Origin of the sequence: Mesorhizobium sp. M0522 (assembly GCF_040321085.1) — a bacterium.
Lineage (GTDB): Bacteria > Pseudomonadota > Alphaproteobacteria > Rhizobiales > Rhizobiaceae > Mesorhizobium.
In genome coordinates this window covers 1-14,867 of sequence record NZ_JAMYQW010000073.1, presented here as the reverse complement: position 1 = coordinate 14,867, position 14,867 = coordinate 1, and the positions used below count along the sequence as shown (strand labels likewise).

General features: G+C 62.4%; 9 protein-coding genes. 7 read left to right on the top strand and 2 right to left on the bottom strand.

Translation table 11 applies throughout. The features are described 5' to 3' along the window. The first annotated feature begins 352 nt into the window (after positions 1 to 352). From rpoB to NKI58_RS34725, 3 genes are all read left to right on the top strand, one after another. Positions 353 to 4,489, top strand: a complete 4,137-nt coding sequence (rpoB, locus tag NKI58_RS34735; protein ID WP_352457481.1) for a DNA-directed RNA polymerase subunit beta — start codon at positions 353 to 355, stop codon at positions 4,487 to 4,489. A gap of 131 nt (positions 4,490 to 4,620) precedes the next feature. Beyond that, positions 4,621 to 8,817, top strand: coding sequence for a DNA-directed RNA polymerase subunit beta' (gene rpoC, locus NKI58_RS34730; protein ID WP_352854459.1), 4,197 nt, complete (start codon positions 4,621 to 4,623; stop codon positions 8,815 to 8,817). Between the two features lie 85 nt (positions 8,818 to 8,902). Beyond that, a complete protein-coding gene (locus NKI58_RS34725; RefSeq protein WP_023680445.1) occupies positions 8,903 to 9,568 on the top strand; it encodes an O-methyltransferase in 666 nt (221 codons plus the stop codon). Positions 9,569 to 9,617: 49 nt separating this feature from the next. Here the strand turns inward: NKI58_RS34725 and NKI58_RS34720 are convergent, their stop codons facing one another. After that, positions 9,618 to 10,547, bottom strand: a complete 930-nt coding sequence (locus NKI58_RS34720; protein WP_023680446.1) for a Gfo/Idh/MocA family protein — start codon at positions 10,545 to 10,547, stop codon at positions 9,618 to 9,620. Positions 10,548 to 10,670: 123 nt separating this feature from the next. Beyond that, positions 10,671 to 10,952 carry a transcriptional regulator gene (locus tag NKI58_RS34715; RefSeq protein ID WP_023680447.1) on the bottom strand — a complete coding sequence of 94 codons (282 nt, stop codon included), beginning with the start codon at positions 10,950 to 10,952 and terminating at the stop codon, positions 10,671 to 10,673. Positions 10,953 to 11,414: 462 nt separating this feature from the next. Between NKI58_RS34715 and rpsL the strand changes: the two genes are divergently transcribed. The 4 genes from rpsL to NKI58_RS34695 all read left to right on the top strand — a co-directional run. Further along, entirely contained in the window at positions 11,415 to 11,786 is a 372-nt protein-coding gene (gene rpsL / locus NKI58_RS34710; protein WP_006333356.1) for a 30S ribosomal protein S12, read from the top strand. Positions 11,787 to 11,871: 85 nt separating this feature from the next. Continuing rightward, positions 11,872 to 12,342, top strand: coding sequence for a 30S ribosomal protein S7 (rpsG, locus tag NKI58_RS34705; protein WP_008875664.1), 471 nt, complete (start codon positions 11,872 to 11,874; stop codon positions 12,340 to 12,342). 30 nt (positions 12,343 to 12,372) lie between these two features. Beyond that, the gene (gene fusA, locus NKI58_RS34700; protein ID WP_023680448.1) at positions 12,373 to 14,463 is read left to right on the top strand and encodes an elongation factor G; all 2,091 of its coding nucleotides are present in this window, start codon (positions 12,373 to 12,375) and stop codon (positions 14,461 to 14,463) included. Between the two features lie 67 nt (positions 14,464 to 14,530). Next, positions 14,531 to 14,867 (top strand): GTP-binding protein (locus NKI58_RS34695; RefSeq protein WP_352826182.1); only part of this gene is annotated, 337 nt, incomplete at its 3' end.

Below are 14,867 nucleotides of genomic sequence, written 5' to 3'. Positions count from 1 at the left end.
CCCCGCCCCCCGCCCAAATGTCCACGCCCCCCCCCCACCCCGCCGGCCCACCGGCCAACTTAAATACCGGGTCCAGCCCCGCCGCCGGGGGCCGCCCCCCCCGCCACTCCTTTCGCGTCGAAGGGAGGCTGCGTAACGCGAAGAGTGCGAAAACCTCTTTCCTGAGGGCCGCAAACCGGCCTTCAGGAAACGGGTTTTCTCCCGTTTCTGGCCCGCCGCCAAATTGGTGGTGGGTGAAAAGACAAGAAGCCGCCGACAGGCGGCGGGCAACAAGACAGGGCCGCCGAGGTGGCCCGAGATGCAAGGCGAGCCGCGGCGAGGCTCGTCCCGAGAATTGAGCTAAGGAGCGACGATGGCCCAGACCCAGACTTTCAATGGCCGCAGACGCGTACGCAAGTTTTTCGGAAAGATCCCGGAAGTTGCGGAGATGCCGAACCTGATCGAGGTTCAGAAGGCATCCTATGACCAGTTCCTGATGGTGGAGGAGCCCAAGGGTGGGCGTCCTGACGAGGGACTGCAGGCAGTTTTCAAGTCGGTCTTCCCGATTTCCGATTTTTCCGGCTCCTCGATGCTGGAATTCGTGAAGTACGAGTTCGAGGGACCGAAATTCGACGTTGACGAATGCCGTCAGCGCGACCTGACCTATGCGGCGCCGCTCAAGGTGACGCTGCGCCTCATCGTGTTCGATATCGACGAGGATACCGGCGCGAAGTCGATCAAGGACATCAAGGAGCAGGACGTCTACATGGGCGACATGCCGCTCATGACCTTGAACGGCACCTTCATCGTCAATGGTACCGAGCGCGTCATCGTCTCGCAGATGCACCGTTCGCCGGGCGTCTTCTTCGACCATGACAAGGGCAAGTCGCACTCGTCCGGCAAGCTTCTGTTTGCCGCGCGCGTCATTCCCTATCGCGGCTCGTGGCTCGACATCGAGTTCGATAGCAAGGACGTCGTGCACGCCCGCATCGACCGCCGCCGCAAGATTCCGGTGACGTCGCTGCTGATGGCGCTCGGCATGGACGGCGAAGAGATCCTGTCGACCTTCTACAACAAGATCACCTACAAGCGCGCCGGCGACCATTGGCGCATCCCGTTCAACGTCGAGCGTTTCCGCGGCCTCAAGGCCGTTGGTGACCTGGTCGACGCCGACACCGGCGAAGTCGTCGTCGAGGCCGGCAAGAAGATCACCGCCCGCCAGGCCAGGGCGCTTGGCGAAAAGGGTCTCAAGGCGATCAAGGCGACCGACGAGGATCTGCTCGGCAACTACCTTGCCGAGGATATTGTCAACTACGGGACCGGCGAGATATTCCTCGAAGCCGGTGACGAGATCGACGAAAAGACGCTGAAAGTGCTGCTTGGCACCGGTGACGATGAGATCAAGGTCCTCGACATCGACCACGTCAACGTCGGCGCCTACATCCGCAACACGCTCAACGTCGACAAGAACGAGAGCCGCCAGGACGCGCTGTTCGACATCTACCGCGTCATGCGCCCCGGCGAGCCGCCGACGCTGGAAACCGCTGAAGCCATGTTCAACTCGCTGTTCTTCGACAGCGAGCGCTACGATCTGTCGGCCGTCGGCCGCGTCAAGATGAACATGCGCCTCGAGCTCAAGGCCGAGGATACCGTGCGCGTGCTGCGCAAGGACGACATCCTGGCCGTGGTCAAGACGCTGGTCGAACTGCGCGACGGCAAGGGCGAGATCGACGACATCGACAATCTCGGCAACCGCCGTGTGCGCTCGGTCGGCGAGCTGATGGAGAACCAGTACCGCGTCGGCCTGCTGCGCATGGAGCGCGCGATCAAGGAACGCATGTCCTCGATCGAGATCGACACGGTGATGCCGCAGGACCTGATCAACGCCAAGCCGGCGGCTGCCGCCGTGCGCGAGTTCTTCGGTTCCTCGCAGCTGTCGCAGTTTATGGATCAGACCAACCCGCTTTCGGAGATCACCCACAAGCGCCGTCTTTCGGCGCTTGGACCGGGCGGTCTGACCCGCGAGCGTGCCGGTTTCGAAGTGCGCGACGTGCACCCGACGCATTACGGCCGCATCTGCCCGATCGAGACGCCGGAAGGCCCGAACATCGGCCTGATCAACTCGCTTGCGACCTTCGCGCGCGTCAACAAATACGGCTTCATCGAGAGCCCGTACCGCAAGATCGTCAACGGCAAGCTGACCAATGAGGTCGTTTACCTCTCGGCTATGGAAGAGGCCAAGCACCACGTCGCGCAGGCCAATGCCGAGCTCGACAAGAATGGTCATTTCGTCGACGAATTCGTCATTTGCCGCAACGCCGGCGAAGTGATGATGGCGCCGCGCGAAAACGTTGATCTGATGGATGTGTCGCCGAAGCAGATGGTGTCGGTGGCCGCGGCCCTGATCCCGTTCCTCGAGAACGATGACGCCAACCGTGCGCTGATGGGCTCGAACATGCAGCGTCAGGCCGTGCCGCTGGTGCGCGCCGAAGCGCCGTTCGTCGGCACCGGCATGGAGCCGATCGTCGCCCGTGACTCGGGCGCCGCCATCGGCGCCCGCCGCGGCGGCATCGTCGACCAGGTGGACGCGACGCGTATCGTCATCCGCGCCACGGAAGATCTCGATCCCGGCAAGTCCGGCGTCGACATCTACCGGCTGATGAAGTTCCAGCGTTCGAACCAGAACACCTGCATCAACCAGCGTCCGCTGGTGCGCATGGGCGACCGGGTCAACAAGGGCGACATCATCGCCGACGGCCCGTCGACCGAGCTCGGCGATCTGGCCCTCGGCCGTAACGTGCTGGTCGCGTTCATGCCGTGGAACGGCTACAACTACGAGGATTCCATCCTCCTGTCCGAGCGCATCGTCGCCGACGACGTCTTCACCTCGATCCACATCGAGGAGTTCGAAGTCATGGCCCGCGACACCAAGCTGGGGCCGGAGGAGATCACGCGCGACATTCCCAACGTCTCGGAAGAAGCGCTGAAGAACCTCGATGAGGCCGGCATCGTCTACATCGGTGCGGAAGTGCAGCCGGGCGACATCCTGGTCGGCAAGATCACGCCGAAGGGCGAAAGCCCGATGACGCCGGAAGAAAAGCTGCTGCGCGCCATCTTCGGTGAAAAGGCCTCGGACGTGCGCGACACCTCGATGCGCATGCCTCCGGGAACCTTCGGCACCGTCGTCGAAGTGCGTGTCTTCAACCGCCACGGCGTCGAGAAGGACGAGCGCGCCATGGCGATCGAGCGCGAGGAGATCGAACGCCTCGCCAAGGACCGCGACGACGAGCAGGCGATCCTCGACCGCAACGTCTATTCGCGTCTTTCCGACGTTCTCGTCGGCAAGGAAGCGATTGCCGGGCCGAAGGGCTTCAAGAAGGGCTCGAAGCTGTCGAAGGACACGCTCGACGAGTATCCGCGTTCGCAGTGGTGGCAGTTTGCCGTGGAGAACGAAAAGCTCCAGAGCGAACTGGAAGCCCTGCGTGGCCAGTACGACGATTCCAAGAAGGCGCTCGAGCAGCGCTTCATGGACAAGGTCGAGAAGGTGCAGCGCGGCGACGAAATGCCTCCGGGCGTCATGAAGATGGTCAAGGTCTTCGTGGCCGTGAAGCGCAAGATGCAGCCCGGCGACAAGATGGCCGGCCGGCACGGCAACAAGGGTGTCGTGTCGCGGATCGTTCCGGTCGAGGATATGCCTTTCCTCGAGGACGGCACGCATGCCGACATCGTGCTCAACCCGCTGGGTGTGCCGAGCCGCATGAATGTCGGCCAGATCCTGGAAACGCATCTGGGCTGGGCTTGCGCCGGAATGGGCAGGAAGATCGGCGATCTGATCGACGCGTACAAGACGGCGGGCGACATCAAGCCGCTGCGCAAGACGCTCGAGAGCTTCATGCCTTCCAACGACCGCAACGAGCCGGTCCGCGAATATGACGACGAGAGCATCGTTCGCCTCAGCGAGCAGATGCGCCGCGGCGTCTCCATCGCGACACCGGTGTTCGACGGCGCGCACGAGGCCGACATCAACATCATGCTGGAGCAGGCGGGCCTGCACACCAGCGGTCAGTCGCAGCTCTATGACGGGCGCACCGGCGAGCCGTTCGATCGCAAAGTGACGATGGGCTATATATATATGCTCAAGCTTCACCACCTTGTGGACGACAAGATCCACGCGCGTTCGATCGGGCCGTACTCGCTCGTTACCCAGCAGCCGCTGGGCGGCAAGGCGCAGTTCGGTGGCCAGCGCTTCGGCGAGATGGAGGTCTGGGCGCTCGAAGCATACGGCGCCGCCTACACGCTGCAGGAGATGCTGACGGTGAAGTCGGATGACGTCGCCGGCCGCACCAAGGTCTACGAGGCGATCGTCAGAGGCGACGACACATTCGAGGCCGGCATTCCCGAGAGCTTCAACGTTCTCGTCAAGGAAATGCGGTCTCTCGGCCTCAATGTCGAGCTGGAGAACACCAAGCTCGACGACAACCCGATCCGGCTGCCCGACGCGGCCGAGTAAGCAAGACGTCCGGCCGCGGTCTTCCCGCGACCGGACGCACCAAATTCTCGGCCGATGGCCGATCAAGTCGGCGGGCGTTTGGCCCGCGCTAGATGCAAGGGGTTTTCGAGGACCCCGAAAAGGAGAACGGCATGAACCAAGAGGTCATGAATCTCTTCAATCCCCAGGCGCCTGCGCAGGTGTTCGATTCCATCCGGATCTCGCTTGCCAGCCCTGAGAAGATTCTGTCCTGGTCGTTCGGCGAGATCAAGAAGCCGGAGACCATCAACTACCGCACCTTCAAGCCGGAGCGTGACGGCCTGTTCTGCGCGCGCATTTTTGGCCCGATCAAGGACTATGAGTGCCTGTGCGGCAAGTACAAGCGCATGAAATACAAGGGCGTCATCTGCGAGAAGTGCGGCGTCGAAGTGACGCTGTCGCGCGTCCGCCGCGAGCGCATGGGCCATATCGAGCTGGCGGCACCGGTCGCCCACATCTGGTTCCTGAAGTCGCTGCCGTCGCGCATCGGCACGCTGCTCGACATGACGCTGAAGGACATCGAGCGGGTCCTCTACTTCGAGAACTACATCGTTACCGAACCCGGCCTCACCGCGCTGAAGGAGCACCAGCTGCTCAGCGAGGAAGAGTACATGATGGCCGTCGACGAGTATGGCGAGGATTCGTTCACCGCCATGATCGGCGCCGAGGCGATCCACGACCTGCTGGCCGGCATGGACCTCGAGAAGATCGCCGGCGATCTGCGCTCGGAACTGGCTTCGACCACCTCCGAGATCAAGCATAAGAAGTACCTGAAGCGGCTCAAGGTCGTCGAGAACTTCATGGAGTCCGGCAACCGTCCGGAATGGATGATCATGAAGGTGGTTCCGGTGATCCCGCCGGACCTGCGTCCGCTTGTCCCGCTGGACGGTGGCCGTTTCGCCACGTCGGATCTGAACGACCTCTATCGCCGCGTCATCAACCGCAACAACCGCTTGAAGCGGCTGATCGAGCTGCGCGCGCCCGGCATCATCGTGCGCAATGAAAAGCGCATGCTGCAGGAAGCCGTCGATGCGCTGTTCGACAATGGCCGCCGTGGCCGCGTCATCACCGGCGCCAACAAGCGTCCGCTGAAGTCGCTGTCCGACATGCTGAAGGGCAAGCAGGGCCGGTTCCGCCAGAACCTGCTCGGCAAGCGCGTCGACTATTCCGGCCGCTCGGTCATCGTCACCGGTCCGGAGCTCAAGCTGCACCAGTGCGGCCTGCCGAAGAAGATGGCGCTCGAGCTGTTCAAGCCCTTCATCTACGCCCGTCTCGACGCCAAGGGTTACTCCTCGACCGTCAAGCAGGCGAAGAAGCTGGTCGAGAAGGAGCGTCCGGAGGTCTGGGATATCCTCGACGAGGTCATCCGCGAGCATCCGGTGCTTTTGAACCGCGCACCGACGCTGCACCGCCTCGGTATCCAGGCGTTCGAGCCGATCCTGATCGAAGGCAAGGCGATCCAGCTTCACCCGCTGGTCTGCACGGCCTTCAACGCCGACTTCGACGGCGACCAGATGGCGGTCCACGTGCCGCTGTCGCTGGAAGCGCAGCTCGAAGCCCGCGTGCTGATGATGTCGACCAACAACATCCTGCACCCGGCTTCCGGTGCGCCGATCATCGTGCCGTCGCAGGACATGGTTCTCGGTCTCTACTATCTCTCGATCGTTAACCAGAACGAGCCGGGCGAGGGCATGGTGTTTGCCGACATGGGCGAACTCCAGCACGCGCTCGAGACCAAGGCGGTGACGCTGCATGCCAAGATCAAGGGGCGCTTCCGCACGGTCGACGCCGACGGCAAGGTCGTGTCGAAGATCTACGACACCACGCCTGGCCGCATGATCATCGGCGAGCTGCTGCCGAAGAATCACAACGTGCCCTACGAGACCGCCAACCAGGAGATGACCAAGAAGAACATCTCCAAGATGATCGACACCGTCTACCGCCATTGCGGTCAGAAGGAGACGGTCATTTTCTGCGATCGCATCATGGCTCTCGGCTTCAGCCACGCCTGCCGTGCCGGCATTTCGTTCGGCAAGGACGACATGCTGATCCCGGACGCCAAGATCAAGCTGGTCTCCGACACCGAGGCTTTGGCCAAGGAATACGAGCAGCAGTACAATGACGGCCTGATCACCCAGGGCGAGAAGTACAACAAGGTCGTCGACGCCTGGGCCAAGTGCTCGGAAAAGGTCGCCGACGAAATGATGGCCCGCATCAAGGCGGTCGAGTTCGAGGACAACGGCCGTCAGAAGCCGATGAACTCGATCTACATGATGTCGCACTCCGGTGCGCGCGGCTCGCCCACCCAGATGCGCCAGCTCGCCGGCATGCGCGGCCTGATGGCCAAGCCTAGCGGTGAAATCATCGAGACGCCGATCATCTCGAACTTCAAGGAAGGCCTCACCGTGCTCGAGTACTTCAACTCGACCCACGGCGCCCGCAAGGGGCTGGCCGACACCGCCTTGAAGACGGCGAACTCGGGTTACCTGACGCGTCGTCTTGTCGACGTGGCGCAGGACTGCATCGTCAATTCGCTCGACTGCGGCACCGACAAGGGCCTCACCATGCAGCCGATCGTCGATGCCGGTCAGGTCGTCGCTTCGGTTGGTCAGCGCGTTCTCGGCCGCACCTCGCTCGACGACATCACCCACCCGGTCACCGGCGAGGTTCTGGTCAAGGCCGGAACGCTGATGGACGAGCGTGACGTGGAACTGATCGAAAAGGCCGGCGTGCAGTCGGTTCGCATCCGTTCGGCGCTGACCTGCGAGGTCAGGGTCGGCGTCTGCGCGGTCTGCTACGGACGCGATCTGGCCCGCGGCACTCCCGTCAACCAGGGCGAAGCTGTCGGCGTCATCGCGGCGCAGTCGATCGGCGAGCCGGGCACCCAGCTCACCATGCGTACCTTCCACATGGGCGGCACGGCGCAGGTGGTGGATTCCTCGTTCCTTGAAGCCTCCTATGAGGGCAAGGTCGAGATCCGCAACCGCAACGTGGTGCGCAACTCCGACGGCCAGCTGATGGTCATGGGCCGCAACATGGCGGTGCTGATCCTCGACGAGGCCGGCAAGGAACGCGCCACGCACCGCGTCACCTACGGTTCGCGTATCTTCGTCGACGATGGCGACAAGGTGAAGCGCGGCCAGCGCATTGCCGAGTGGGATCCCTATACCCGCCCGGTCCTCACCGAAATCGAGGGCAGGGTAGCGTTCGAGGATCTGGTCGATGGCATTTCCGTTCAGGAAACCGCCGACGAATCGACCGGCATCACCAAACGCGAGGTCATCGACTGGCGTTCGACGCCACGCGGCAACGACCTCAAGCCGGCGATCGTCGTCCAGGATGCCAAGGGCAAGGTCGGCAAGCTGTCGAAGGGCGGCGACGCCCGCTTCCTGCTCTCGGTCGAGGCCATTCTTTCGGTCGAGCCGGGCGCACAGGTTCGCCCCGGCGACGTGCTGGCGCGTATCCCGATGGAAAGCGCCAAGACCAAGGACATCACCGGCGGTCTGCCGCGTGTGGCCGAACTGTTCGAGGCACGCCGTCCGAAGGATCACGCCATCATCGCTGAGATCGATGGCACGATCCGCTTCGGCCGCGACTACAAGAACAAGCGCCGCATCATCATCGAGCCGCATGACTCGACGCTTGAGCCGGTCGAATACCTGATCCCGAAGGGCAAGCCGTTCCATCTCCAGGACGGCGACGTCATCGAGAAGGGCGACTACATCCTCGACGGTAATCCGGCGCCGCACGACATCCTGGCGATCAAGGGCGTGGAGGCGCTTGCCTCCTACCTCGTCAACGAAATCCAGGAGGTCTACCGACTGCAGGGCGTGTCGATCAACGACAAGCACATCGAGGTGATCGTTCGCCAGATGCTGCAGAAGGTCGAGATCACCACGCAGGGCGATTCGACCTACATTCCGGGCGACCACGTCGACGTGATCGAGTTGGAAGAGGTCAATGAGCGCCTGGTCGAGGAAGGCAAGAAGCCGGCCGAAGGCCAGCCGGTGCTGCTTGGCATCACCAAGGCCTCGCTGCAGACGCCGTCCTTCATCTCCGCCGCCTCCTTCCAGGAGACGACGAGGGTGCTGACCGAAGCTGCGGTTGCGGGCAAGACCGACATGCTGCAGGGGCTGAAGGAAAACGTCATCGTCGGCCGGCTGATCCCGGCCGGTACCGGCGGTACGATGAGCCAGATCCGGCGCATCGCCACCTCGCGCGACGAGTTGATCATCGACGAGCGCCGCAAGGCGTCCGGCGTCGAGGTCGCCGAGCCGATGCTGACCGACATGGTTAACGCGGCGCAGTAAGCGCGCAAGCAAGAGAAGATAGAAAAGGGGCCTAAGTGGCCCCTTTTCGCATTTTTGGTTCCTCAATCGGATCGGAGAAGAAACGATGAGCAGGAAGATTTGGGCTTCTGTCGACGACTACATTGTCGAAGCTCTTTTCGAGGCGGATCCCGCTCTTGATGCCGTTCTGGCGGCCAACCATGATCAGGGCCTGCCGCCTATCGACGTTTCCCCGGCACAAGGCAAGCTGCTCTCACTTCTTGCGCGAATGCAGGGAGCAAAGAAGGTACTCGAAATCGGCACATTGGGCGGCTACTCAACAATCTGGATGGCGCGAGCATTGCCGATGGACGGCAAGGTCGTGACGCTCGAGCTTGATCCGCACCACGCCAGTGTCGCGCGGTCGAACTTTGAACGGGCAGGGGTGTCTGACCGTGTGGAACTGCGGGTCGGACCGGCGCTTCAATCGCTTGCGGCCTTAGGCGCCGAGAATGCCGGGCCGTTCGACTTTATCTTCATCGACGCCGACAAGCCGAACAACCCGCACTATCTGTCCTGGGCCATGCGTCTTTCGAGGCCGGGGACCGTCATCGTCTGCGACAATGTCATCCGTGACGGCGCGGTGGTGAATGAAGATGGTCGCGACGCCAATGTCGAAGGGGCACGCGCGGCGTTCTCGTTCATCGGCAGCGACAAGCGTCTGGAAGGCACCGCGATCCAGACTGTTGGCGCCAAGGGCTATGACGGCTTTGCAATAGCGATCGTCAATTGATTTTGTGCGGTGCGCCGACCAGACCTGCGATCCGGCCGGCGCCCACTCGTCAATCGAAAAAAGCTTCCACCACATTGCGCTTGCCCAGCATGAAGGCGTCGGCGACGTGCTGCAGGGGCGCGAGATCGACGTCGGAGGTGCCGGCGCGCACGATCTCGGCGAAGCGCTTGTAGAGCATCGGATATTCGGCTTCCGGCTCCTCGTGAACGACGCGGCCATCGATGGCGAGCTTTGAGCCGCCGCCAGAAAGCACCATCGATCCGGCCTCGGTATCGGCCAGGATGTCCCAGCTTTGCGGGCCGGTCTGACGCCAGTCGAGTTCCATCGTCACCGGCAGACCGTTCGAAGTGCGGAAAGCGATATGGGCGGCGATCGGGGCCGCGCGGTTTTCGGGGAAATCGAGTTCTGCCGAGCTGATAAACATCGGCGGCAGGATGTGGGTAGCGATCGACAGCCCGTTGATGCCGGGATCGAAGACGCCAAAACCGCCGGGAGCCCAGATCCACTCCTGGTTCGGATGCCAGCGGCGCACGTCTTCCTTCCAGTTGATAGCGGCCGACCTGATAGTTGTCGATCCAAGGAATGCGCGCGCAGCTTCGACAGCTGGCGCATAGCGCGAGTGCCAGCTGGCGAACAGGCAGACGCCGTTCGCTGTCGCCAGCGTCTTCAGGTCTTCGACCTCGCTGACCGTGGCGCCGGGCGGCTTTTCCAGGAAGACATGCTTTTTCGCCGTGAGCGCCAAGCGCGCGGCGTCGTAACGAAACTGCGGCGGCATGCACAGCGACACCGCCTTGAGCTCTGGCGTTGCGTCGAGCATCGCCTCGATCGTCGGGAAGTTCGGGATGTCCTCCACTTTGCCATGCCGGCTCGCTGCAGCAACCAGGCGATAATCCTGGTCCTTCGCCAGCGCCGGCAGATGCTGGTCACGGACGATCTTCCCCACGCCGACGATGCCGAGCTTGATGGGATTAGAGGACATGGGAGCTCCGCAGGTTGAGTGTGCTTGGTTTTGCCAGAGGTCGCTTCTTAGCAGAGAACTTGTGCCGGGCAAGTCGCCGGGCTTTGTCGCCGGCCCGTGAGATCGACCGCGATTCAGATCTCTTCAGATCGGCACATCGAACGTCACGATCGACACTTCGCCTTCGAGCGCGCCCTGATAGGCGGACAGATGCGGCTCCTCGTCCGGCACGCCGTCCATGTCGCCGATCTGATCGAGCTCGGCCTCGGCATAACCTTCGGCGGCAAGCGATTCGAGAGCGCGGCGCACCGCCGAATCGTCGTCCGGCGCGACCAGCATCACATGCACGCCTTCCGGCTTGCCGCCTTTGCGCTTCCACACCCGGCCGGTAATAATGGTGACCGGGCGCTCCTCATTGTCATTCACGGGTTCGTACCTCCGGGCGAGGGGGTTTGGGCTGCTCATGCCGCCTTTTCGCACGAAGCACGGCCTGGAAACAGCCGCAAGCCGGTCACTTTCTGGCTTCCTCTTGAAAAACGGCGCAAGAAAATTACATGCGCTTTTCGCATGGCTGCCACGCCTCGGGTTCAGCGCAATATTTGCCGCTCCGGGGTTGACGGACAGTGGTCATACGAGTAGAAGCCGCCCAGTCAGAACCGATGTGAGGCTCTTGCTTCCGAAGCGACACGCTTTGGAGTTTGCCTCAAACAGGGTTCGTTTTACGAGCGAAAAGACATTTCCGGCGTGCATGAAGCGGCTTCCGCTTCCTCTGCCATTTGTTCGGGCAAGACCGCGAGGCGCGGTTTGTGGCCCGAATTTGCGTATGGAAATGACGCTTTGAGCGGCCCTGACCGGGCGAGACACGGAATTGAGAGACAAGAGGGTTTAATGCCTACCGTCAACCAGCTGATCCGCAAGCCGCGCATTGCGCCGGTGAAGCGCAACAAGGTCCCGGCCATGCAGCAGAACCCGCAGAAGCGGGGCGTCTGCACGCGCGTCTACACCACGACGCCGAAGAAGCCGAACTCGGCGCTGCGCAAGGTGGCCAAGATCCGCCTGACCAATGGTTTTGAGGTGATCGGTTACATCCCCGGCGAAGGCCACAACCTTCAGGAGCACTCGGTGGTGATGATCCGCGGCGGTCGCGTCAAGGATCTTCCGGGCGTCCGTTACCACATCATCCGCGGCGTGCTCGACACGCAAGGCGTGAAGAACCGCAAGCAGCGCCGTTCGAAATACGGCGCCAAGCGTCCGAAGTGACCGAAGCGTAGCCAAGGTCGTTCCGGGCGGCGTCAAGCGACGATCCGGGATCCAGGCCACCGCGTAGAATTGAGGCAGAGAAAAAATGTCCCGTCGTCACAGTGCAGAAAAGCGTGAGATCAATCCGGACCCGAAGTTCGGCGATCTGATCGTCACCAAGTTCATGAACGCCGTCATGTATGACGGCAAGAAGTCGGTTGCCGAGACCATCGTCTACGGCGCGCTCGACCAGGTTCAGTCCAAGACCAAGCAGGAGCCGGTCACCGTCTTCCATCAGGCGCTCGACAATGTCGCGCCGCATGTGGAAGTGCGTTCGCGCCGCGTCGGCGGCGCCACCTACCAGGTTCCGGTCGACGTGCGCCCCGAGCGCCGTCAGGCATTGGCCATCCGCTGGCTGATCGCCGCCGCCCGCAACCGCAACGAGACCACTATGGTCGACCGCCTCTCCGGCGAGCTGATGGATGCGGCCAACAACCGCGGCACCGCCGTCAAGAAGCGTGAAGACACCCACAAGATGGCAGAAGCCAACCGCGCTTTCGCGCACTACCGCTGGTAAAGCGCGAACGAGACTGAAGAGGCACCTCCCATGGCCCGCGAATATAAAATCGAAGACTACCGCAATTTCGGTATCATGGCGCATATCGACGCCGGCAAGACGACGACCACCGAGCGCGTCCTCTATTACACGGGCAAGTCGCACAAGATCGGGGAAGTCCACGACGGCGCTGCCACCATGGATTGGATGGAGCAGGAGCAGGAGCGCGGCATTACCATCACGTCCGCCGCGACCACGACCTTCTGGAAGGGTCGCGACGGCAAGATGCACCGCTTCAACATCATCGACACCCCCGGCCACGTCGACTTCACCATTGAGGTCGAGCGTTCGCTGCGCGTGCTTGACGGCGCCATCGCGCTGCTCGACGCCAATGCCGGTGTCGAGCCGCAGACGGAAACCGTCTGGCGCCAGGCCGACAAGTACCGCGTGCCGCGCATGATCTTCTGCAACAAGATGGACAAGATCGGCGCCGACTTCTACCGCTCGGTCGAGATGATCGGATCGCGCCTCGGTGCGCATGCCGTCGTCATGCAGCTGCCGATCGGCGCCGAGACCGAGTTCAAGGGTGTCGTCGACCTCGTCGAGATGAACGCGCTGGTCTGGCGCGACGAGACGCTGGGCGCTGCCTGGGACATCGTCGAGATCCCTGCCGACCTCAAGGCTCGTGCCGAAGAGTACCGCGAGAAGATGATCGAGGCCGCCGTCGAAATGGACGAAACGGCGCTCGAGAATTACCTCGAAGGCAAGATGCCGAGCAACGACGAGATCCGTGCGCTCATCCGCAAGGGCACGATCGCGGTGAAGTTCTATCCGATGTTCTGCGGCTCGGCCTTCAAGAACAAGGGCGTGCAGCCGCTGCTCGACGCCGTCGTCGAATATCTGCCGTCGCCGGCCGATGTCCCGGCCATCAAGGGCGTCGACGCCAAGACCGACGCCGAGATCGAGCGTCATGCCGACGACAACGAGCCGCTGTCGATGCTTGCCTTCAAGATCATGAACGACCCGTTCGTCGGTTCGCTCACCTTTGCCCGCATCTATTCGGGCAAGCTCACCAAGGGCATCTCGGTCGACAACACCGTGAAGGGCAAGAAAGAGCGCATCGGCCGCATGTTGCAGATGCATGCGAATTCGCGCGCCGACGTCGAAGAGGCGTTTGCCGGCGACATCGTCGCCCTCGCTGGTCTCAAGGACACCACCACCGGCGACACGCTCAGTGATCCGCTGCATCCGGTCATCCTCGAGCGCATGGAATTCCCCGATCCGGTCATCCAGATCGCCATCGAGCCGAAGACCAAGAACGACCAGGAAAAGATGGGTCTCGCCCTTCACCGCCTGGCCGCCGAGGATCCGTCCTTCCGCGTCAAGACCGACGAGGAATCGGGCCAGACGATCATTTCCGGCATGGGCGAGCTTCACCTCGACATCATCGTCGACCGCATGCGCCGCGAGTTCAAGGTCGAGGCCAATGTCGGCGCGCCGCAGGTGGCCTACCGCGAGACGATCACCCGCAAGCACGAGCAGGACTACACGCACAAGAAGCAGACCGGCGGTACCGGCCAGTTCGCCCGCGTCAAGATCCTGTTCGAGCCGAATCCGGAAAGCAGCGAATTCGAGTTCGAAACCAAGATCGTCGGCGGCGCTGTGCCGAAGGAATACATCCCCGGTGTCGAAAAGGGCATCAACAGCGTCATGACCTCGGGCCCGTTCGCCGGCTTCCCGATGATCGGCGTCAAGGCGACGCTGATCGATGGCGCCTACCACGACGTGGACTCGTCGGTTCTGGCCTTCGAAATCGCCGGCCGCGCCTGCTTCCGTGAAGCAGCGCCCAAGCTTGGCGTGCAGTTGCTCGAGCCGATCATGAAGGTCGAAGTGGTGACGCCGGAAGATTACGTCGGCAGCGTTATCGGCGACCTGAACGGCCGTCGCGGCCAGATCCAGGGCCAGGAAGCCCGTGGCGTGGCTGTGGTCATCAACGCGATGGTGCCGCTCGCCAACATGTTCAAATACGTGGACAACCTTCGCTCGATGAGCCAGGGCCGCGCGGCCTACACGATGCAGTTCGACCACTACGAGCCGGTCCCGACCGCGGTCGCCCAGGAAGTCCAGAAGAAATACGCGTAACTCGAAACGAGTTGCATCAGTAACTTAATTCAAGGCCCGCACGGGCTGGCAGGAATGGAGAGATCACATGGCAAAAGGTAAATTCGAGCGCACTAAGCCTCATGTGAACATTGGCACGATTGGTCACGTCGACCATGGCAAGACGTCGCTGACGGCGGCGATCACCAAGTATTTTGGCGAATACAAGCGCTACGACCAGATCGATGCGGCGCCGGAAGAGAAGGCGCGCGGCATCACCATTTCGACGGCCCACGTCGAATACGAGACCGCCAACCGCCACTATGCCCATGTCGACTGCCCCGGCCACGCCGACTATGTCAAGAACATGATCACCGGTGCTGCGCAGATGGACGGCGCGATCCTGGTGGTGTCGGCCGCCGACGGCCCGATGCCGCAGACGCGCG